Here is a 20,254-nt window from a genome sequence, read left to right as displayed (position 1 = left end):
TCATCGCCGAACCAATGATACCAAACGCATGTTCAATACCATGCATCTGCAATACCTTAACAAAGGCCTCTTCCGTCGTCATTCTCATCTGAGCGTTTCCTTCTATGGGACGCTAAAGCGTTGGTAAATTACAGTATTTCGTCTCTGAGGTAGTAACCGACATAGGCCATACGCTGACCCAAACGGCGAAACGGTGTCAGGATGCCGTGGCTTGGCAGCGGCGAGGTGAAGATCGGCAGCTCGAACGCCTTATCCTTCTGGCCAGCGACAAGTTGCGCCATGCGACGCCCAGCCTGGGCCGAATACATCACGCCATTGCCGCCATATCCCATGGCATAGAACACGCGTTGATCCGGATCCGGTTGGAAAATGCGCGGCATCATGTCATGGCTGACATCGACCCAACCCCACCAGGAGTAATCGAGGTTGATATCCTCCAGTGCCGGGAACTTCCGCGTCAGGCCTTTTTTCAACAGCGCCAGATGCTTGTCATTCTCGGCGTCGCGCCCGGTGACCGCGCTGCGGCTGCCGATCTGCATCCGGTTATCCGGCAGCAGGCGATAGTAATGCCGTAACGTGCGTGTGTCGGTTAGCGGTGACTTGGTCTGGATACCACATTCGTCCAGTTCTGCCTGCGTCAAGGGCCGCGTGACCATTGAATTTGACAGAATCGGCATCAGGCGGTGCTTGGTTCGATTATTCAGCCCCGGCGGCGTGTAACCAGCTGTTGCCAGAGCAACAGACTTGGCCCGAACGATACCGCCCGGCGTGCGCAGATGGTGGACGCCGCCTTTAGTTTCCCATCCCATGACGGGGCTGCCTGTATGCACTTTTGCACCCAACCGACGCGCCATGTTGACATAGCCAAAGGCAAGTTTGCCAGCATGAATGCAGGTCCCGTCAGGTTCCCACATGGCTCCGGTTGCCTCCATGTCGCGCACATGGCTTTCGTGCAACTCGTCGCGAGAGATAATGCGCGAGCCATATCCGAACACATCGTTCAGCAGCTTGCTCTCTTTCTTCAAGGACGGCATGACCTTTTCCCGATGGGCAATATAGTAGTGCCCACCGGTTTGCGGATCGCAGTCAATGTCATCCGAAGCAATCAGATCGTTGAACAGTTCGAACGCCTCGGTGACCTCGGCGTGCATCCCCTTAGCTACATCCGTTCCCCAACGCTGAATCCATTGCGATCGCTTCAGCCGTCCGGAAGATATCTGCGCCTGCCCGCCGTTGCGGGTTGAACAGCCCCAGGCCACGGTGTTGGCCTCGAGGACAACGGCCTGAATGCCGTGTTCCTTGGCAAGGTGAATGGCGGTCGACAGACCCGTGTAGCCCGAGCCGATGACAACGACGTCTGCGTCCATGTCGCTGGATACAGGGCCATCATCGGCCGGAGGGGTTCCGGCGGTTCCAATCCAATAAGTTGGTGCGTGATCACGATTGTGACCCGGACCCGCATCGATGATCGGGTCGTATTTTGGATCGTAACTGGTTTTGGGCCAGTGACGCGGGATACTGTTATCCACCATTCCAGTGTTCTCCGAGGCTGCGCGCAGGGCGGCGGATCAGGCTTTGAACATCGGGCGCGTTTTGCGAAGCGCCTGTTTCACGACGATTTTTCCGTCACGAACGGTGAACAGATCGGCGCCTTCGGCCTCGATCCGCATGCCGTCGGCATCGGTGCCGGAAAAGGTCCATTCCGACACGGCACGGTCACCGTGAACGAAATGGCTGTGATGATCCCAATGCGCGTCTTTCATGCCGGCCCAGACGCCCGAGAATGCGGCCGCTATGGCCTCGGCACCTTCGACCTTGTTGCCGTATTTCTCGTCTCCGGCGACGGTATAAAATACGCAGTCATCGGCGAAATGGGTCATCACGCCGTCAATATCGTGACGGTTGAACGCGTCGAACGTATCCGCCAGGTCCTGCGCGGTGAGGGTGTTGGTCATAGTCTTGTCTTTCGTGGTTGTTTAGGTGGTTTTACCGTCGTCCCGGTATGGAACGACAAGCGTGGGGATATCCGCACGGCGCAGCACTCGCTTGGCGACCGTGCCAAGGAACGTGTGCGAGAACCCGTGGTCATGAGCGCCCAGAACAATCAGGTCGCAATTCAGTTCATGCGCGCGTCGCAAGATCACTTCGGCGGGGTATCCGTCGATGATCTCAATCGTTTCGATCTGATCCTGGATACCGCGATCAGCCTCGGGCAGAGCTGCCCAGAATGCCTTTTGCCGTTCGGTCAACACCGCCTTGACGTGGTCATGGCGCGCCTTCAAGGTCTCGGCCCGCGAGCCCGTATCTTGCATGAACATTCGCAAGGTGATCAACGCATCGTCGCTAAGGGGCTCGGACACGTGCAAAACATGCAGCTTTGCCCCTGTTGACGCGGCCAGGCTGGCCGCGTGCATTAGGGCGTAGGTGGAATTTCGCGACAGGTCTGTCGCGAAAAGGATCTGCGTAATTGTTTGTTTCATGGTTTCAGTTCCTTATTCCGTTCGATCGCGCCTAGTAGCCAAACACACGCGGCAGCCAGAGCGAGATCTCGGGGAAGAACGCGATGATGAAGATCGCAACCGTGTTGATGAAGGCAAACGGCAGGGCGCGTAGCGAGATCTCTTCGATCGAGATCTTCGAAATCCCCGACGCGATGAACAGGTTTTCACCCAGCGGAGGTGTCTGGAACCCGATGCCCAGCGTACAGACCATGACCACACCAAAGTGGATCGGATCAATGCCCACGCTATAGGCCACCGGCAGCATCACCGGAACCAGGATCAGGATCGTTGCCAGTGTTTCCATGAACATGCCGACGAACAGCAGGAACAGAATCACGAGTGTCCAGATCACATAGATATTGTCAGTGAAGGACAACATACCCTGAGCAATCACCGCCGGCACCTGGTTTTCGACCAAAAGCCGCCCGAACACCGTTGCGGTGAACATGATCAGCAGAACCCGACCAGTCAGCCAGGTGGTGGTTTCAAGTGCGCCGAACAGACTGCTCCACGATAGCTCCCGATAAATGAACGCGCCAACGATCAGTGTGTAAAAGATCGCAACGATCGCCGCTTCGGTCGGTGTGAAATAGCCCGAATAGATACCACCCAGGATCACCACCGGAGCCATCAGCGCCCAGAAGCCGCGATACATTTCGCACCACATATGGCGAGCTGACCAGCCATCTGTACTGCCTGTGTAGTTGTTCTTTTTCGCAAGAACATAGTTCATCAGCAGAAGACTGCCTGCGATCAGGAAGGCGGGCATAAATCCGGCTATGAAGAGTTTCGGGATCGAAACGGTCTGGAACTGGCCGAACTCCTCCACCGCCTCGGGTGGGGGCGGCATACCCAATGCGGCGATGCCAAAAATGATCAGCGGGATCGAAGGCGGGATAACGATGCCCAGACCGCCCGATGAGGCAGTTATCGCCGACGCGAAGCCTTTTGAATAGCCTCGATCGATCATGGCCGGAATCATCAGCATGCCAACGGCGGCGGTAGTTGCCGGGCCAGAGCCCGAGATCGCACCAAAGAACAGACACGCCATGACGGTTGCAGCGGACATACCGCCGGTAAACGGACCAGCAAAGCTTTCGGCGACATTGATAAGCCGTCGCGACAGCCCCGATGCCTCCATCAGCGCACCAGCCAGGATAAAGGCGGGCAACGCCATCAGCGGGAAGGACCCGACCGACGTAAAGGCGATCTGCACGAATTTGATCGGGTTTTCACCCAGATATAGGAAGGTGATCAGAGTCGAGACGCCAAGCGCCACGGTGATCGGAGCACCGATGAACAGCAGAAAGAGAAATCCGCCAAACAGCAGTGGGATAATTTCAGCACCCATTACTTTTCTCCCTCAGAGCTGGACGTGTCATCGCTATGGCTATGGCTGTGACTTTCGGCTTCGGCTTTAACAGCATCGAGATCGATCGCATCCGGGTCGACCATCTCTTCATCCAGCACAAGCTTTCGGTAGTTCACCTGGATCACCCGGATCGTCATCAAAGTGAAGGCGATAGGCAGGACGATATAGACCCAGCTCAGGTGGAATCCGAGAGTCTGCGACGACTGGAACCGGTTCATCTTGTTGAAGATGAAATCGATCGCCAAATAGACAAAAACGACGTTGAAGAAGATCCAAAAGAGATCCGCAAAGGCTTCGATATACTTGATCGCGCGCGGTGACAGGAACTTAAACTGGAACGTCACTCGGTTATGGGCGCCCATCTTCGCGGCATAACTGGCCCCAAAGAAGACGAACCAGACGAACATGTAGATCGACAGTTCTTCGACCCAGGAAAACGAGAACGCGAACAGAGTTCTCACAACGACCTGCAGAAACAACAAACAAACGAACAACGCCAGCAAAGTGCGACAGATATAGCTTTCGATGTTGTCTACAAATCCCCAAAATTTTGACATCTGACCCTCCCTTTTTGTAGGGGGGCACCCTCAGGCCCCCCCCTTTCTTTATCGACCTTTTTTGGTCTTAGCTCATTGAGAAACCGGTTCACGACCGATTTCGGCCAGCACGGCGTTCAGCTTTTCGACGCCGCCGATGCTTTCATAGAACTTCGGCCACACGGCTGTGGTCGCCAGCTCAATGAACTCGGCCTCGTCGTTCTCAGGGTCAATGATTTCCATGCCTTTTTCGATCAGGATCTCTTTGATCTCAGCTTCTTTCGCGCGCAGGAAGTCAGCAGATGCCTGGGTCGCGGCTTTGCCAGCCTCAAGCACGATTTCCTGATCCTCGGGGGACAGTTCCTGGAACACCTGCTCAGAGATGATGAGCGGCTCGATCGAGAAAATGTAACGGATATTCGTCACATACTTCTGAACTTCGTAGAACTTCATCGCGTTAATGGTGGTGTAAGGGTTGTCCTGACCATCAACAACTTTGGTCTGCAGACCGGCAAAAGTTTCCGACCATGCCATCGGTGTCGGGCTGATACCCCAGGATTTGTAGGTGTCGATCATGATCTCGTTTTTGGGAACACGAATGACCAGACCTTCAAGATCTGCAACCGACTTGACCGGTTTTTTCGAGTTGGTCAGGCGACGGAAACCCGTGTAGGTCCAAGCAATGATGCGAACACCGGCGTCATTGATTGTGTTCTCGGTCAGTTCCTGACCAATGGGGCCCTGGGTCAGTTTCTCGGCATCCTCAAGACTGAGGATAACATAAGGCAGGGTGAACACGCCGACGGTCGGCGAGAAAGGCGTGATGTTGTTGATCGCCAGCAGCGACATGTCGAGCGTGCCGATCGCCGCGTCGTTAACGGTATCCTGCTCGGATCCAAGCTGACCGTTCAGGAAAAGAGTTGCGGTATGTTTGCCGCCCGACAGTTCTTCGAGGGCGGCCTTGAAGCCCAGACCTGTGGCCTCTTGGCTGGAGCCTCCGCTATCGCCGACTGCGATTTTGAAGTTCTTGGCTTCAGCCGCGCCTGCGACCATCAGCGCAGCAGTGGACATCGCAGCGGCAAAGGTGCCGAGCTTGGTAACAAATGACATGGATTTCCTCCCATTTCTCAGTTTTCAAGGTGCGCGACGACCTGGGGAGAGTGGCCAGTCCGATTCTGCCTCGATCTCGCGAATCTAACTTGCGGCAAACGTTTCTTCGTTGTTAAACTTTGCGCGAAAGGTTTCACAGGTATCGAACATGAAACACGACAAGCTTGCAACCCGAATAGGAGATGCCGACATCCGCCTGCTGCGGATCTTCAAAACCGTTGTCGAAAGCGGAGGTCTTTCGGCAGCTGAAGTTGAGCTGAACATCGGCAAGTCAACGATCTCAAAGCACCTTTCCGATCTGGAATTTCGGCTTGATCTCAAACTGTGCAATCGCGGCCCATCGGGGTTTTCGCTGACCGAAGACGGCCAGAAAGTGCTGCTTGCGGCCGAAGACCTGCTGATTTCAGTTTCGCAGTTCCGGACTGAAGTAAATGAAATCAAACAACAAATGGCAGGAAGCATTCGCGTCGCGCTTTTTGACCAATGCACGTCGAACCCCGAAGCCCGGCTTGCCCGAGCGATCCACAAATTCAACGAGGCCGCGCCTGCGGTACAGATTGAACTGTCACAGGAACCGCCCAATGTGATCGAGACGATGGTCATCAGCGGACATCTGGACGTCGGAATCATCGCGTTGCACAGGCCGTCGGCAAGCCTTCATTATGCGCCGCTCTATGGCGAGAACATGTATTTGTACTGCGGCGAAGAGCACCCGTTGTTTCGCCAATCAACCGGCGATTTTGCGCCGAACGACTTGCAAGAGTTCAACTATGCGGGTCTCAGCGTGAATTCTCCGAACCTCATTGTCGGTCAGCAACTGGGGTTTCGGCGCGCTGCCAAGGTCCAAAGCGAACAAGCCCTGGCAATCCTTATTCTGTCTGGCCGCTATCTGGGCTTCCTTCCCGATCACCTTGCGCATGAATTTGTCAATCAGGGGCTGATGAAGAAGGTGCTGCCCGAAGACATACAATATCGAACCCGGTTTGCGGCGGTGACAAGAAAGCAACCCGCGCCGACCCGCGTTGCGAAGTTGTTTCTGAATGTACTGCTCAGGGAACACGGCTGCGACAAGGTCGAACAGACAGGTTGACCGCACAATCCCTTTTAAGCTGGCTTGACCTCAAGGACTCAAAGGCGGAACCGTGTCAAAGCGCGCGCGGGTTTGGTTGGCAAAGGCGACCAATGACAGCATCACCGGAACCTCGACCAATACGCCGACAACCGTCGCCAGGGCAGCACCCGAGTGCAAGCCAAACAGGCTGATTGCCACGGCCACGGCCAGTTCGAAAAAGTTCGAGGTACCGATCATCGCGCAGGGGGCAGCGATGCGATGAGGGACTTTCAGCGCATAGGCCGCCCCGTAGGCTAGCGCAAAGATGCCATAGCTTTGAATGAGAATTGGCACCGCGATCAGCACAATGACCAGCGGTTTGGCGATGATGGTTTCGCCCTGAAGCCCGAACAGGATCACAACGGTTGCGATCAATCCAACGACAGACCAGGGTTTCACCCTTGCCGAGAATGCATCGATTGCCTGTTGCGAACCCAGTCGGCGTCGGGTGAGCAGTCCGGCGATCAGCGGCAATACGACATAAAGCACTGTCGCCATAACCAGCGTCTGCCACGGTACCGAAATCTCGGTGACCCCCAGCAGGAACGCAACGATGGGCGCAAAGGCCACGACCATGATCAGATCGTTCACAGAGACCTGGACCAGTGTGTAGGTTGCGGCGCCTTTGGTCAGTTGCGACCAGACAAAGACCATGGCCGTACACGGGGCCGCGCCTAGCAGGATCAGGCCAGCAGTGTATTGCGCGGCATCTTCGGGCTTAATCCACGGCGCGAACACATGCTCGAAAAACAGCACCGCCAAAAGCGCCATGGTAAAGGGTTTGATCAGCCAGTTCACCACCAGCGTCACAATCAACCCTTTTGGCTGTCGCGCCACGCCAGCCACCGCGCCGAAATCCACACTGACCATCATGGGATAAACCATCGCCCAAATCAGCAACGCGACGACAATGTTGACGCTGGCGAACTCAGCTGATGCGACTATCCCAACCAGCCCGGGCGCAGCCAGGCCGATCAGTACGCCGCCTATCATGGCGAGTGCGACCCAGACCGCCAGATAACGTTCGAAAATGCTCATGAATATGCCTCGACATCCTGCGCGTTCAACTTGCCCGATATGAGCGCCGCCAGCGCGACCATTCCCGATGCGGTTCCAAGCACCAACGCCAACCCACCTAGCTGGTAGGTCAGTCCGGACAGAACCGTGCCCAAGAGACGACCGCTCGCGTTGGCCATGTAGTAGAAGCCGACATCCATCGTCACGCGCTCGGATTTCGTGAAAGCCAGGATCAGATAGGAATGCAGAGCAGAGTTCACCGCGAAGATTGCTCCGAACACCAGCAGGCCCAAAACCAGCGTAACGGTCAACCAAGTCTGGGGGCCCGACGACAGCAGTACCGCTAAAGTCAACGCCGCAGGGATACAGAACAAAGCCGCGGCCCAGTTCCGGGCAGCTTGGATCAGTTCACCCTCGCTGCGCTGAGACGCGCGCAGGATTTTCGGCGCGTTCGCCTGAACCGCGCCGTAGAGGATCACCCAGATAGCCATGAACGTTCCGATCATGAAGAACGCCGCGCGATTGCCGGCTTCGGTGCCGTCCGACAGGACCGCGTAGAAATAGACCGGGATACCGACAACAAACCACACGTCCCGCGCGCCAAACAGGAAGACACGTGCTGCTGACAGCCAGTTCACATTGGCGGATTTCGAGAAGACTTCGGAGAACTTCGCGCCTTTGCGCCCCTTGGGCAGACCCGGTGGCATGGACAGCATGACGGCAACAAGGATCAATGCCAAAACGACGGCCATGACCAAAACGGCCCACGTGAAGCCCAGCGTCGCCAACAGGGCCGCGCCGAGCAGGAACCCCAGCCCCTTCACCGCGTTTTTAGAACCGGTCAATATAGCAACCCAACGGAACAATCCGCCACCCTCGGCCGGGGCCAACAATTTGACAGCAGATTTCGAGGACATCTTGGCCAAATCTTTGGCCACGCCGCTGGCGCCCTGCACAAGCATGACAAAGGCGACAGAAGCACCAACTGCCCAGTTCGGGTCCAGTTGCGTCAGCGCAAGCAGGGCGACAACTTGCAATCCCAGCCCGGCATAGAGCGTCGAGGTCAGCCCGAACCGGGCTGCGATCCAGCCTGCCGCGAGGTTGGTTACCATACCGGCGATTTCGTACAGTACAAAAAGATAGGCCAGCTGCACCGGCGAGAACCCCAAGGTATGAAAGTGCAGCAGCACCAGCATCCGCAAGGCTCCGTCGGTCAACATAAAGGCCCAATAGGCTGCTGTGACTGCGATATAGGCCGACAGGCCTTCGGGCCTTTGTGTCACAGTGAGTCCCCGACCATCTGCGCGACGTCCGCCAGACGATGCGCATAGCCCATCTCGTTGTCGTACCACGCATAGATCTTCACCTGAGTGCCGTTCACCACCATGGTCGAGGGCGCGTCGATAATCGAAGACCGTTCGTCATTGGTGTAATCGGTCGAAACCAGCGGGCGGGTCTCGTAACCCAGTATGCCGTTCAGCTCCCCTTCGGCTGCGGATTTGAAGAAGGCGTTGACCTCTTCGGCTGACGTTTCCCGCTCGACCTCAAACACGCAGTCAGTCAGCGACGCGTTCAGCAGCGGCACGCGCACCGCATGGCCGTTCAAGCGCCCTTTGAGTTCCGGGTAGATCAATGTGATCGCCGTGGCCGAACCGGTTGTGGTCGGGATCAGCGAATTCAACGCCGAGCGCGCGCGGCGCAGATCCTTGGCCGGTCGATCTACAATTGTCTGCGTGTTGGTCACATCGTGGATCGTGGTCATCGAACCGTGACGGATGCCGAGGTTTTCATGGATCACCTTGACCACCGGGGCCAGACAATTGGTCGTGCACGAGGCTGCGGTCACGATGTGGTGCTTGGCAGGATCATAGGTGTCTTCGTTGACGCCCATGACGATATTCGCGGTCGGACCGTCTTTGACCGGAGCCGACACTACTACCTTTTTCACCCCAGCATCAAAATAGGGGGCCAGCTTGGCCTCGGTCTTGAAGACGCCGGTGCAATCGATCACCACGTCGACACCGTCCAACGGCAGCGCGCCGATGTCCTGGGTACCGACGAAGGGCAAACGCGTACCGTCGATGGTAACGCTGTCGGCGTCATGTTCGAAACGGGCGTCCCAGCGCCCATGCACGGTGTCGAACTCGAACAGATGCGCGTGCATCTCTGGGTCTCCGACCGCGTCGTTGATCCAGGCGATCTCGGCGCCTTTGTCCAGCAGCGGTTTCAGCGCCAGCTTCCCCATCCGGCCCAGACCGTTCAAAGCGTAGGTTGTCATCTTGTGTCCTCGGGTGTCGATCTGCCGATCTCATCGACGGCAGTTTGCAAAGCGATCCGGTCGAGGCTTTCAACCGGTAAAGACGAAAACGCCTGAATCCGGCGCTTGAGTGCGCCATAGGCGTTCTGGAAGGCCAGGCTTCTTTCGGCATCCGTGCCCTCGGCCTTGACGGGATCAGTCATGCCCCAATGGCCGCTGATCGGCTGACCTTCCCATGCCGGACACTCTTCGTTTGCGGCCTTGTTGCAGACAGTGAATACAAAATCCAAGTCCGGCGCGTCGGGGCCCGAAAACTCAGCAACGTTCTTTGAGCGCAGAACCGACGTGTCATGTCCCTTGTCTCGCAGAACTTGCACAGCAAAGGGATTCAATGCGGAAAACGGCATCGTCCCCGCCGAATATACGTTGAACCGATCACCAGCGATATCTCGCAGCAGCGACTCGGCAAATATGGAACGCGCGGAATTTCCGACGCAGATGAACAACACGTTGAATTTCCGATCCGTCATGGCGTCTTTTCCTTGAGTCTGAGGCATGCAGAGATCAGGGCGGCCACGGCAGCAATCGTTCAGCAGAAAGCCGAGCATTTGCTGCACATTCTCCAACTCGGCCGAATAGAGCAGTGAGGTTCCCGAACGCTCTTGCGAGACCAGTCCGGACTGTTGCAGCGCGTTCAGGTAGTTCGACAATGTACTGGGTTTGATGTCGAGCGCGGCAGAAAGATCGCCCGCCGCAACGCGGTCGGGAAAGCGGCGCATGAGCATTCTGAACACCTCAAGGCGTTGCGGATGTCCAAGCGTGGAGAGCTGATTCGAGATTTCTGTTTCCATATTTCATGGATTATTGAAATATCTTGTACTGTTCAACTCTCGATTTGCAGATCGAGCGCCAATTTAGCAGGGGAATTTACGTCAAGCGGCGCCGTCCATCTGGCAAGCCGACCAATAGGTTTCCGCGAAATTTTGCGGCCCTTCCACCCGCAATTTGTCTTTGAATGAATATACTTGGGGGAATACGCTATCCAGCATGCAAGAGCCGCTGGTCATGCCGCCCTTGCCTTGAGCTCACCCCCTGTCTCAGAACCAAGGGATTTTCATTTCTGGCGACTGCATCCGCAAAGCGAAAACGGACCAAGCCTTGGGCCTGGTCCGTTTCCGTTTCTGTTTTCGCTTTAAGCGTGATTTAGCGGATTTCACCCATGCAGAGATACTTCATCTCCAGAAAATCCTCGGTTCCGTATTTCGAACCTTCGCGACCCAGGCCGGACTGCTTGACGCCACCAAATGGGGCTACCTCGGTCGAAATCAGACCGGTGTTGACGCCGACCATGCCCGATTCCAACGCCTCGGCCACACGCCAGACCCGCGCCAGATCGCGGCTGTAGAAATAGGACGCCAAACCGAATTCGGTGTCATTGGCCATGGCAATTACGTCATCTTCGTTCTCGAATTTGAACAGCGGCGCGACCGGGCCAAATGTTTCATCCCTGGCGACGACCATTTCGGTGGTCACGTCGGTCAGAACAGTGGGTTCGAAGAAGGAACCGCCCAGCTCGGAACGCTTGCCACCCAAAGTGACGGTTGCGCCTTTCGAGACAGCATCCGAGATATGTTCTTCGACCTTTGCAACAGCAGCGTCATTGATCAGCGGGCCGGTTGTGATGCCGTCGCCAAACCCGTTGCCTACGTTCAGGTCCTTGGTCTTTTCGGCCAGCTTCGACGCAAATTCATCATAGACACCCGCTTGCACGTAGATGCGGTTGGCGCAGACGCAGGTCTGGCCGTTGTTACGGAACTTGGCGATCATCGCGCCATCAACCGCGGCGTCCACATCTGCGTCATCGAAAACGATGAACGGTGCATTGCCGCCCAGTTCCAGCGACATCTTCTTGATGGTGCCTGCCGCCTGACGCATCAGGATCTGGCCCACGCGGGTCGAACCAGTGAAGGTGATCTTGGCAACCTTGTCGTTGGTGCACAGCTCATTGCCGACGCCCGAACTGTCGGTGCCCGGGATCACATTGAACACACCCGCCGGAATTCCGGCGCGTTCTCCAAGAACCGCCATGGCCAGAGCCGACAGAGGCGTCAACGTCGCCGGGCGGGCCACAAATGTACAGCCAACAGCCAGCGCCGGACCGACCTTGCGGGCAATCATCGCATTGGGGAAGTTCCATGGCGTGATCGAACCGACGACACCCACGGGCTGCTTCAGCACCACAATGCGCTTGTCGCGCTGGTGGCCGGGAATGACATCGCCGTAGATACGCTTGGCCTCTTCCGAGAACCACTCGATGAAGGACGCGCCATACAGAATCTCTCCGCGCGCCTCGGGCCAGGGTTTGCCCATTTCGGCGGTCAGGATCGTGGCCAGGTCGTCGGCGTTCTCAACCATCAGGTCGAACCACTTTCGCAGGATTGCCCCACGCTCTTTGCCGGTCTGTGCCGCCCATTCCTTTTTTGCCGCATAAGCTGCGTCGATCGTGGCGGTGGTACCCTCAATGGTCACGTCCGCCACGTTGGCGATCAGGTCACCAGTGGCGGGGTTGAAAACGGGAAAGGTATCTTCGGCCTCGACCCATTCGCCATTGATATAGGCGCGGGTTTCCAGAAGGCTGGAATCCTTCAGGTCCAGCTTTGTCACTTTGGTATCCAGCATGTTCAGGCTCCTTTGGCAGCGTCGACCGAGGCTTCGAGGATATCCATCGCCTCGGCGAAAATCTCGTCTTGAACCGTCAGCGGTGCAAGGAAACGGATCACGTTCCCATATACGCCACATGTCAGCAGGATCAATCCTCGCTTGAGTGCCTCGGCGCGGACAGCATTTGCCAATTCCGGATTTGGGGCACTGCCATCGGCGGTGTTCAACTCGGCCGCGACCATGAAGCCGGGGCCGCGAATGTCGACGATTTCAGGCGTGCGGGCGCGGATCGATTCCAGGCGCTGTTTCAGACGCGAGCCCAGCTCATTGGCGCGTGCACATAGGTCTTCTTCTTCGATCACATCCATCACCGCGTGGGCGGCGGCGATACCAAGCGGGTTGCCCCCGTAGGTGCCACCCAGACCCCCCGGTTGTGCGGCGTCCATGAGTTCGGCGCGGCCAGTTACAGCCGCCAGCGGCAGACCGCCCGCCAGGCCCTTGGCCATAGTGGTGATATCGGCAGAGACGTCATAGGCCTCCATCGCAAACAGGTTACCGGTACGGGCAAAGCCGGTCTGCACTTCATCTGCGATCAGCACGATACCGTGCTCGTCGCACAAGGCGCGTAACCCGCGCATCAATTCGGCCGGTGCGGGATAGAAACCACCCTCTCCCTGAACCGGCTCGATGATTATTGCGGCCACGCGGCCTGGGTCCAGATCGGCCTTGAACAGCTTGGTCAGCGCGCCCAATGACTCTTCGGGCGAGGTGCCGTGCAATTCGACGGGAAACGGAACGTGATAGGTGTCGGGCATCATTGCGCCAAACCCCGCCTTGTATGGCTGTACCTTGCCGGTCAGCGACATTCCCATGAACGTCCGTCCGTGGAAAGCACCACCAAAGGCAACTACTGCTGGCCGTCCAGTGGCGGCGCGTGCAATTTTGACGGCGTTCTCGACCGCTTCGGCACCAGTGGTCACGAACACGGTTTTCTTGGCGAAATCGCCCGGAACCTTCTCGTTCAGACGCTCTGCCAGACGAATGTAGTTCTCATAAGGCAGGACCTGATGGCAGGTATGGGTGAAATTGGCGGCCTGCTTCTGCACGGCCTCCAGCACCTTTGGGTGGCAATGACCGGTGTTCACGACAGCGATGCCGGCAGCGAAATCGATATATCGCTTACCCTCGACATCCCACACCTCAGAGTTCTGGGCACGGTCGACATAGACCTGCGTCTGCATTCCAACACCCTGAGAAATCGAGTTATTGCGGCGTTCAGCAATCTGAGCGTTCAGCATCTTGCGTCCTTTCCGGTTCCAGGGCCACAGCCCCTTTGGTTTGATCGCGCGACTATAGCCCCGCTCCTTTTGGACGAAAGCCTGTTTCTTGTGAATCATAAGTCGTTGATTTACCGTCCGCGAACTCATCAAGTGATGCGGATATTGAACATGAAGAACACCGATGAAGATGATCTGACTCTTGGGTTGCGCCTGCGCGCTTTGCGCGAACGGGCGGGTCTGTCGCAACGCGCTCTGGCCAAGAAATCGGAGGTGCCAAACTCGACAATTTCGCTGATTGAATCCGGCAAGATGAACCCCTCGGTTGGCGCTTTGCGGCGCATTCTGCAAGGCATACCGATCAGTTTGTCCGAATTCTTTTCCTTCAAGATCGAAGCCGAGCAGACCGTGTTCTATGCAGCCGAGGACCTGACCGAGATCGGCAAGGGCGGATTGTCTCTGCGGCAAGTCGGATCAAACCTCTTTGGTCGCGCGCTGATGATCCTTGAGGAAACCTATGATTTAGGCGCCGACACCGGGCGCGTGATGTATGGCCATGAGGCCGAAGAAGGCGGCATTGTCATCTCGGGCCGGGTCGAGGTGACGGTTGGCGATCAACGCAAGGTGCTGGGCCCCGGAGACGCCTATTACTTTGATAGCCGCACGCCGCACCGTTTCCGGCAAGTCGGCCCCGAGAAATGCCGGATCGTCAGCGCTTGTACGCCACCGACATTCTAGGGCCGGGACCCGCCATTTTCGCACTGATATTTTTGGTCAAAGAATTAAAAACGCATACATTTCCACTCCACTTTCAGGCTGTGGGGCGCTAAATCTGGCATTTTATTTATGTTTTTAGCGTATTTGTGGCGACTCAAAAGATTGCTTGCGCAGAAAACCTCTTCTGATTAAATTTGATCAAAACTTGAGAATCTCGATGCACGCAACCTCTTACTACGCCGCAACGGCTCGCGATACTGCGGGCTTTGCGCAATTGTCGGAAAACCTTGACCTCGACGTCGCCATCATCGGTGGCGGATTCAGCGGGATCGCGACCGCAATTGAACTTGCCGAGCGCGGCAAGAGCGTCGCTGTACTTGAGGCAAAACAGATCGGCTGGGGCGCAACCGGGCGCAATGGCGGGCAGGTTACCGGCAGTCTTTCTGGTGATGCCGCCATGGCGCGCGAGTTCCGTCGTTCCGTGGGTGAGCAGGCCGAAGATCTGGTCTGGCAAACGCGCTGGCGTGGCCATGACATTATCAGGAACCGTATCGAAAAATACGGTATCGACTGCGATTTGCGTTTCGGCCACTTGCAAACCGCGATGAAGCCCAGCCATTTGGACGAGTTGAAAGCACTCTATGAAGAGGGTGTCCGACGCGGCATGGGCGATATGCTTGAGCTGGTCGAAGACAAAGACATCCCCAAATATCTGGAAACCGATATCTACTGCGGCGGTCTGCTGAACCGGCGCAACATGCATGTCCACTCGATGGATCTGTGTGTGGGCGTGGCGCGGGCCGCCGAATCTCTGGGCGCGCGCGTGTTCGAGAATTCGCAGGCGCTCAAGATCATCCACGGGCCGCGCCCCACGGTGGTTACCGAACATGGCCGCGTTACCGCCGACAAGGTTCTGATCGCCGGGAACGCCTATCACTTCCTCGAACAGAAAAAGCTGGCCGGAAAGCTGTTTCCGGCATCGCTGGCCAATATGGCTACCGTCAAGCTGGGCGAGGAAGTCGCGCGTCAGATCAACCCGCACAATCTGGCGGTCTACGATAACCGTTTCATTCTAGACTACTATCGCTGCACCGCCGATCACCGTCTGATGTTCGGTGGCGGCACCAACTACTCCGGTCGCGACAGCAAGGACATCGCGGCAGAACTGCGCCCGGCGATGGAACGTACTTTCCCGCGCCTGAAGGGGACTGAAATCGAGTTCAGTTGGGCCGGCATCGACGGCGTCATTCTCAACCGCATCCCGCAGGTCGGCAAGATCAGCAACAACGTCTTTTATGTTCAGGGCTATTCGGGTCACGGCATCGCCCTGACCCATATCATGGGTGAGATCATGGCCGAGGCGATAACCGGCGATATGACCGACTTTCTGGTGTACGAAAACGTTCGCCACATGAAACTGCCTTTCACCCGCGCGTTTGGCAGTCAGGCGATTGCAGTCGGGATGATGTACTACAAACTCAAGGAAAAACTGCGCTGATCCGCAGAGGAGACTGAATGAATGTCTGAAATCAAATGTGTCTCGCCCATCAACGGGGAAGTCTATGCAACCCGCCAGACGATGACCAAGGACGAAGCCCAGGACCGCATCAAGCGCAGCAAAGCCGCAGGCAAGGCCTGGGCCGCCCGCCCGCTTGCCGAGCGTCGCGATCTGGTGGTCAAGGCGATGCAACAATTGGCCACCCATCGTGATGTGGCCGCTGAAGAGATCGCCAAGATGATGGGCCGTCCAAAGGCGCAGTTCTTTGAATTCAACGGCTGTATCGAGCGCACGAACTACATGGCCGAGATTGCCGAGGACGCACTGAAGCCCATTATTGCGGAAGCAAGTGACAAGTTCGAACGCCGCATCGAGAAGGAACCGGTTGGCGTCGTTTTCATCGTCGCACCTTGGAACTATCCGTACCTCACGACGATTAACTCGTTGGCACCGGCGCTGATCGCCGGCAACTCGGTCATCATGAAGCACGCCGCGCAGACCTTGATCGTGGGCGAACGGATCGTTCAGGCGTTTGAAGAGGCCGGCTTCCCCGAGGATGTGTTGCAAAACGTGTTCCTCGATCACGCCACCACGTCGGAACTGATCGGCGAAGGCCATTTCGGCTTTGTCAATTTCACCGGCTCAGTCGGTGGCGGTCAGGCGATGGAACGTGCGGCTGCGGGCACCTTCACGGCGGTTGGCACGGAACTGGGCGGCAAGGACCCCGCCTATGTAATGGACGACGCCAACGTGGATGTCGCCGTTGCCACGCTGATGGATGGCGCATTCTTCAACGCCGGTCAGTGCTGCTGCGGTATCGAGCGCGTCTATGTCCACGAAAGCCTGTACGACGCATTTGTCGAAAAGGCCGTAGCCGAGGTGAACAAGCTAACGCTGGGCAATCCACTGCAAGACGGAACGACGATTGGCCCGATGGCCAATATCCGCTTTGCGCAGGAGGTACGCGAGCAGATCAGCGAAGCCATCGCCGACGGCGCCAAGGCCCTGATCGACCCGGCCAACTTTCCCGCCGACGACGGCGGTGCCTATCTGGCACCGCAGATCCTGGTCGAAGTGAACCATGACATGCGAGTGATGCGCGATGAAAGCTTTGGACCGGTGGTCGGCATCATGAAGGTCTCGTCGGATGATGAGGCCATCGCCTTGATGAATGACAGCGAGTTTGGCTTGACTGCAAGCCTATGGACCAACGATGCAGAACGCGCGGGCCGGATTGGCGCGCAGCTGGAAACCGGAACCGTTTTCATGAACCGATGTGACTACCTCGATCCGGCGATATGCTGGACCGGTTGCAAGAAAACCGGACGCGGCACGACGCTGTCGGTCCTGGGCTACACCGCGCTGACACGGCCGAAATCCTATCATCTGAAGAAGTCAATGTAGTCGTCACGAGGCAATCCATGTCGCCACCGTCAGCCCCAATTGGTCCGGCGCAAGATCGGGCTGCTTTATACAAAGGTCTCTGAAGAATGAGCACTCAAACCCTCACCAATGTCGACCGCTCGGGTCCGGCAGATGCCACAGAAATCGCGGCGGACAAGCTGATCTCGGGCACTGCGGCCACCCAGCTTTGGAACGCCTTTTCTGACAGCACCGGCCAGTTTCATGTGGGACAATGGTCCAGCCAAGCCTGCAAGCTGAGCGTCAGCTATGACGAGAACGAATTGTGCGTGATATTGGACGGCACCGTCAGGATCGAGACCCGAAACGGCGACAGCTGGACCTACAAGTCGGGCGATGCCTTTGTCATCCCCGCTGGGTTCATCGGCACCTGGGAATCGGTTACACCAGTGCGCAAGATCTACGCCGCCTTCGAGGCCAACTGATCTTGGCGGGGTGCCACCTCGCTTTTTGGCCAGTCTAAATACCTACCGCCTGTGCCCGTTACAGCGCACAGGCTTTTTTGTTGCGGGAACCACCAAACCTAGCCGCTGTCACCGCAGATCATAGTGTGTCTTCAGTTTCGAAATTCCATTTTTTCAAATCAAATTTCACATATTGAAATTATAGTCCGAGCGATTTACCTTCCAGTGTCATCACAATCCCTCGGTGCCCTGCAGTCGGAGAAGACCCTCGTGACATCCCCTGTCCAAGTCATTCTGGAAGACGAAATTGCGATCATCCTGACCAATAACCCCCCGGTAAATGCACTGTCTCACGCAGTGCGCGCAGGGCTTCAGGATGCGTTTGCGCAAATCCATTCGCAGCAAACCGCGAAAGCGATTGTAATCTGCTGCGAAGGCCGCAGTTTTTTTGCCGGGGCCGATATTCGAGAATTCGGCAAGCCGCCGCAGCAACCCTACTTGCCGGACCTGATTAACGAAATCGAAGCTTCGCCCATCCCCGTGATCGCGTCGATTCACGGCACCGCATTGGGCGGCGGGCTCGAGGTGGCATTAGGAGCGCATTACAGGGTGGCGGTGGAAAGCGCGCGCTTCGGCTTGCCCGAAGTGTCGTTGGGCCTGTTGCCCGGCGCTGGCGGCACTCAGCGCCTGACACGTATCGTCCCGGTCGAAGCGGCTATCGAAATGATAACCTCCGGCAAGATGATCGGAGCCGCAAAAGCGTTGAGCATGGGCCTGATCGACCACGTTTCCCAAGGCACGGATACGCGCAAAGCCGGAATTGAGATGGCTCGCGCGATATTGTCCGAAGGAAATGGCCCCCGCCCGATCAGCGCCTTATCTGCCCCTGCGGCAGCACCCGAAATATTCGACGCAGCGCGCGCGCAACTTGGAAAAAAGGCGCGTGGGCAGCTGGCTCCGCAGAGATGCGTGGATGCAATTCAGGCCGCGTGTGAGTTGCCGTTTGCCGAAGGTCTGGCCCGGGAACGCGCCCTGTTCATGGAATTGATGCAATCCGACCAGCGAGCGGCGCTGATCCATGCGTTCTTTTCTGAACGCACGGTCTCGAAACTGCCGGAAGTCGACGGCGTGACACCGCGCGACATTAACGCAATCGGCGTGATCGGCGGTGGCACAATGGGCGCAGGCATTGCCACCAACGCACTTTTGGCCGGGTTGCCTGTTACGCTGATCGAACGTGACGTCGAGGCAGTCGAGCGCGCCCGCGCAACCGTCTCGTCCCTTCTGGCAGGCGCGGTCAAGCGCGGCAAAATCAGCCAACAGGTCTATGACGAAATTCTGTCAGATCGCTTCCGCACCAGCGACAATTACGCCGATCTGGCCACGGAAGACCTGGTCATCGAAGCGGTCTTTGAAAGCATGGAGGTCAAGCAAGAGGTCTTTACCCAGCTGGATACCATCTGCAAACCCGGCGCCATATTGGCCTCAAATACCTCATATCTGGATCTGAACGCCATTGCCGCGATCACCAATCGCCCGCAGGACGTTATTGGCCTGCATTTCTTTTCCCCCGCCCACGTGATGCGCCTACTTGAGGTCGTGGTCGGCGATGCGACGGCACCGGACGTCACCGCAACGGCATTTGCCTTCGCAAAAACCTTGAAGAAAATCGCCGTGCGTGCCGGGGTTTGCGACGGGTTCATCGGCAACCGCATCCTGTCGCATTACAACAAGGCGATCTACCAAACGGTTCTGGCCGGTGCCAGCCCCTTTGACGTGGACACCGCTTTGACGGGGTTTGGTCTGGCGATGGGTCCCTTTGCGGTCAGCGATCTGGCCGGTCTGGACATCGGCTGGGCCAACCGCAAGCGACTGGCCCCCACCCGCGACCCGAATGAGGTCTATCCCGAGTTCATCGACCGCATTTGCGAGTTGGGCCGGTTCGGGCGCAAAACTGGTCGGGGGTTCTATGTCTATGACGAAGGCGCCAAAGCTGGCAGGCCCGACCCGGAAGTCGAGGATATCATCGCCGCTGAGCGTACCGAGAAAGGTATCCAGCCCCGCCAGATCGGCAAGGACGAGATAGTCGACCGCTATATGGCAGCCATGGTGAACGAAGCGGCCCGTATCGTTGAAGAAGGCATCGCTCTGAGGCCTCTGGATGTCGATGTCACACTGATGAATGGCTATGGCTATCCGCGCTGGCGCGGCGGGCCGATGCACTATGCAGACACGGTGGGACTGTCGAAAATCCTGGAAGATACGCGGCGTTTTCAGTCTGAGAACGAACGCTTCTGGCAACCCGCGCCGCTGCTGGAACAACTGGTGGCCGAGGGTCGGACCTTTGCCAACCTCAACAGTTAAGGAGAGA

Annotated in this window: 18 protein-coding genes; 6 read left to right on the top strand and 12 right to left on the bottom strand. The window is 57.2% G+C overall.

The annotated features are described in order from the left end of the window. Positions 1–128: 128 nt before the first annotated feature. The 6 genes from ACR0LX_RS16565 to ACR0LX_RS16540 form a co-directional block, all read right to left on the bottom strand. Entirely contained in the window at positions 129–1,532 is a 1,404-nt protein-coding gene (locus ACR0LX_RS16565) for an NAD(P)/FAD-dependent oxidoreductase (protein WP_480576375.1), read from the bottom strand. A gap of 36 nt (positions 1,533–1,568) precedes the next feature. Further along, entirely contained in the window at positions 1,569–1,955 is a 387-nt protein-coding gene (locus ACR0LX_RS16560) for a nuclear transport factor 2 family protein (protein WP_480784664.1), read from the bottom strand. A 21-nt stretch (positions 1,956–1,976) separates the two neighbouring features. Next, positions 1,977–2,480, bottom strand: coding sequence for a universal stress protein (locus ACR0LX_RS16555; protein WP_480576370.1), 504 nt, complete (start codon positions 2,478–2,480; stop codon positions 1,977–1,979). Between the two features lie 31 nt (positions 2,481–2,511). Further along, positions 2,512–3,852, bottom strand: coding sequence for a TRAP transporter large permease (locus ACR0LX_RS16550; RefSeq protein WP_480576367.1), 1,341 nt, complete (start codon positions 3,850–3,852; stop codon positions 2,512–2,514). Continuing rightward, positions 3,852–4,430 carry a TRAP transporter small permease gene (locus tag ACR0LX_RS16545; RefSeq protein WP_480576364.1) on the bottom strand — a complete coding sequence of 193 codons (579 nt, stop codon included), beginning with the start codon at positions 4,428–4,430 and terminating at the stop codon, positions 3,852–3,854. Before ACR0LX_RS16545 ends, ACR0LX_RS16550 begins: the two co-directional genes overlap by 1 nt. 72 nt (positions 4,431–4,502) lie before the next feature. After that, positions 4,503–5,519 (bottom strand): TRAP transporter substrate-binding protein, encoded by a 1,017-nt coding sequence (locus ACR0LX_RS16540; RefSeq protein ID WP_480784663.1) that lies wholly within the window; start codon positions 5,517–5,519, stop codon positions 4,503–4,505. Between the two features lie 148 nt (positions 5,520–5,667). On the opposite strand from ACR0LX_RS16540, the gene ACR0LX_RS16535 reads away from it, so the two are divergent. Further along, the gene (locus ACR0LX_RS16535) at positions 5,668–6,609 is read left to right on the top strand and encodes a LysR family transcriptional regulator (RefSeq protein ID WP_480784662.1); all 942 of its coding nucleotides are present in this window, start codon (positions 5,668–5,670) and stop codon (positions 6,607–6,609) included. Between the two features lie 30 nt (positions 6,610–6,639). On the opposite strand, the gene arsB is transcribed toward ACR0LX_RS16535, so the two are convergent. The 6 genes from arsB to ACR0LX_RS16505 all read right to left on the bottom strand — a co-directional run bounded on the left by arsB (position 6,640) and on the right by ACR0LX_RS16505 (position 13,863). Then, entirely contained in the window at positions 6,640–7,668 is a 1,029-nt protein-coding gene (gene arsB / locus ACR0LX_RS16530; protein WP_480784661.1) for an ACR3 family arsenite efflux transporter, read from the bottom strand. Next, complete coding sequence (arsJ, locus tag ACR0LX_RS16525) at positions 7,665–8,930, bottom strand: organoarsenical effux MFS transporter ArsJ (protein ID WP_480784660.1); 1,266 nt, start codon at positions 8,928–8,930, stop codon at positions 7,665–7,667. Before arsJ ends, arsB begins: the two co-directional genes overlap by 4 nt. Further along, the gene (locus ACR0LX_RS16520) at positions 8,927–9,925 is read right to left on the bottom strand and encodes an ArsJ-associated glyceraldehyde-3-phosphate dehydrogenase (protein ID WP_480784659.1); all 999 of its coding nucleotides are present in this window, start codon (positions 9,923–9,925) and stop codon (positions 8,927–8,929) included. Before ACR0LX_RS16520 ends, arsJ begins: the two co-directional genes overlap by 4 nt. Next, the gene (locus ACR0LX_RS16515) at positions 9,922–10,755 is read right to left on the bottom strand and encodes an arsenate reductase/protein-tyrosine-phosphatase family protein (protein WP_480784658.1); all 834 of its coding nucleotides are present in this window, start codon (positions 10,753–10,755) and stop codon (positions 9,922–9,924) included. Before ACR0LX_RS16515 ends, ACR0LX_RS16520 begins: the two co-directional genes overlap by 4 nt. Positions 10,756–11,107: 352 nt before the next feature. Beyond that, on the bottom strand, positions 11,108–12,583 hold the full coding sequence (locus tag ACR0LX_RS16510) for an NAD-dependent succinate-semialdehyde dehydrogenase (RefSeq protein ID WP_480784657.1): 1,476 nt from the start codon (positions 12,581–12,583) through the stop codon (positions 11,108–11,110). Positions 12,584–12,585: 2 nt separating this feature from the next. Beyond that, on the bottom strand, positions 12,586–13,863 hold the full coding sequence (locus ACR0LX_RS16505) for a 4-aminobutyrate--2-oxoglutarate transaminase (RefSeq protein WP_480784656.1): 1,278 nt from the start codon (positions 13,861–13,863) through the stop codon (positions 12,586–12,588). A gap of 150 nt (positions 13,864–14,013) precedes the next feature. Here ACR0LX_RS16505 and ACR0LX_RS16500 point away from each other — a divergent pair, with 150 nt between their 5' ends. The 5 genes from ACR0LX_RS16500 (at position 14,014) to ACR0LX_RS16480 (ending at position 20,247) form a co-directional block, all read left to right on the top strand. Then, on the top strand, positions 14,014–14,580 hold the full coding sequence (locus ACR0LX_RS16500) for a cupin domain-containing protein (RefSeq protein ID WP_480784655.1): 567 nt from the start codon (positions 14,014–14,016) through the stop codon (positions 14,578–14,580). A gap of 196 nt (positions 14,581–14,776) precedes the next feature. Continuing rightward, positions 14,777–16,057: an NAD(P)/FAD-dependent oxidoreductase gene (locus ACR0LX_RS16495; RefSeq protein ID WP_480784654.1), complete on the top strand. Its 1,281-nt coding sequence runs from the start codon at positions 14,777–14,779 to the stop codon at positions 16,055–16,057. A 21-nt stretch (positions 16,058–16,078) separates the two neighbouring features. After that, positions 16,079–17,461: an aldehyde dehydrogenase family protein gene (locus tag ACR0LX_RS16490; protein ID WP_480784653.1), complete on the top strand. Its 1,383-nt coding sequence runs from the start codon at positions 16,079–16,081 to the stop codon at positions 17,459–17,461. A gap of 86 nt (positions 17,462–17,547) precedes the next feature. Next, on the top strand, positions 17,548–17,904 hold the full coding sequence (locus tag ACR0LX_RS16485) for a cupin domain-containing protein (RefSeq protein WP_480784652.1): 357 nt from the start codon (positions 17,548–17,550) through the stop codon (positions 17,902–17,904). Positions 17,905–18,153: 249 nt separating this feature from the next. Then, positions 18,154–20,247 carry a 3-hydroxyacyl-CoA dehydrogenase NAD-binding domain-containing protein gene (locus ACR0LX_RS16480; protein ID WP_480784651.1) on the top strand — a complete coding sequence of 698 codons (2,094 nt, stop codon included), beginning with the start codon at positions 18,154–18,156 and terminating at the stop codon, positions 20,245–20,247. Positions 20,248–20,254 lie beyond the last annotated feature (7 nt).

This window comes from Ruegeria sp. CH11, from assembly GCF_056537105.1.
Note: the sequence above shows the minus strand (reverse complement) of the source record. Positions and strands in the feature narration are given on the sequence as shown.

Bases quoted from the DNA above. Each gene is read 5' to 3' on its own strand.
- ACR0LX_RS16510 (WP_480784657.1), bottom strand. From the start codon at position 12,583: ATGCTGGATACCAAAGTGACAAAGCTGGACCTGAAGGATTCCAGCCTT.
- ACR0LX_RS16565 (WP_480576375.1), bottom strand. From the start codon at position 1,532: ATGGTGGATAACAGTATCCCGCGTCACTGGCCCAAAACCAGTTACGAT.
- ACR0LX_RS16555 (WP_480576370.1), bottom strand. From the start codon at position 2,480: ATGAAACAAACAATTACGCAGATCCTTTTCGCGACAGACCTGTCGCGA.
- ACR0LX_RS16520 (WP_480784659.1), bottom strand. From the start codon at position 9,925: ATGACAACCTACGCTTTGAACGGTCTGGGCCGGATGGGGAAGCTGGCG.
- ACR0LX_RS16495 (WP_480784654.1), top strand. From the start codon at position 14,777: ATGCACGCAACCTCTTACTACGCCGCAACGGCTCGCGATACTGCGGGC.
- ACR0LX_RS16550 (WP_480576367.1), bottom strand. From the start codon at position 3,852: ATGGGTGCTGAAATTATCCCACTGCTGTTTGGCGGATTTCTCTTTCTG.
- ACR0LX_RS16500 (WP_480784655.1), top strand. From the start codon at position 14,014: ATGAAGAACACCGATGAAGATGATCTGACTCTTGGGTTGCGCCTGCGC.
- ACR0LX_RS16505 (WP_480784656.1), bottom strand. From the start codon at position 13,863: ATGCTGAACGCTCAGATTGCTGAACGCCGCAATAACTCGATTTCTCAG.
- ACR0LX_RS16545 (WP_480576364.1), bottom strand. From the start codon at position 4,430: ATGTCAAAATTTTGGGGATTTGTAGACAACATCGAAAGCTATATCTGT.
- ACR0LX_RS16485 (WP_480784652.1), top strand. From the start codon at position 17,548: ATGAGCACTCAAACCCTCACCAATGTCGACCGCTCGGGTCCGGCAGAT.
- ACR0LX_RS16490 (WP_480784653.1), top strand. From the start codon at position 16,079: ATGTCTGAAATCAAATGTGTCTCGCCCATCAACGGGGAAGTCTATGCA.
- ACR0LX_RS16515 (WP_480784658.1), bottom strand. From the start codon at position 10,755: ATGGAAACAGAAATCTCGAATCAGCTCTCCACGCTTGGACATCCGCAA.
- ACR0LX_RS16560 (WP_480784664.1), bottom strand. From the start codon at position 1,955: ATGACCAACACCCTCACCGCGCAGGACCTGGCGGATACGTTCGACGCG.
- ACR0LX_RS16535 (WP_480784662.1), top strand. From the start codon at position 5,668: ATGAAACACGACAAGCTTGCAACCCGAATAGGAGATGCCGACATCCGC.
- ACR0LX_RS16540 (WP_480784663.1), bottom strand. From the start codon at position 5,519: ATGTCATTTGTTACCAAGCTCGGCACCTTTGCCGCTGCGATGTCCACT.
- arsB (WP_480784661.1), bottom strand. From the start codon at position 7,668: ATGAGCATTTTCGAACGTTATCTGGCGGTCTGGGTCGCACTCGCCATG.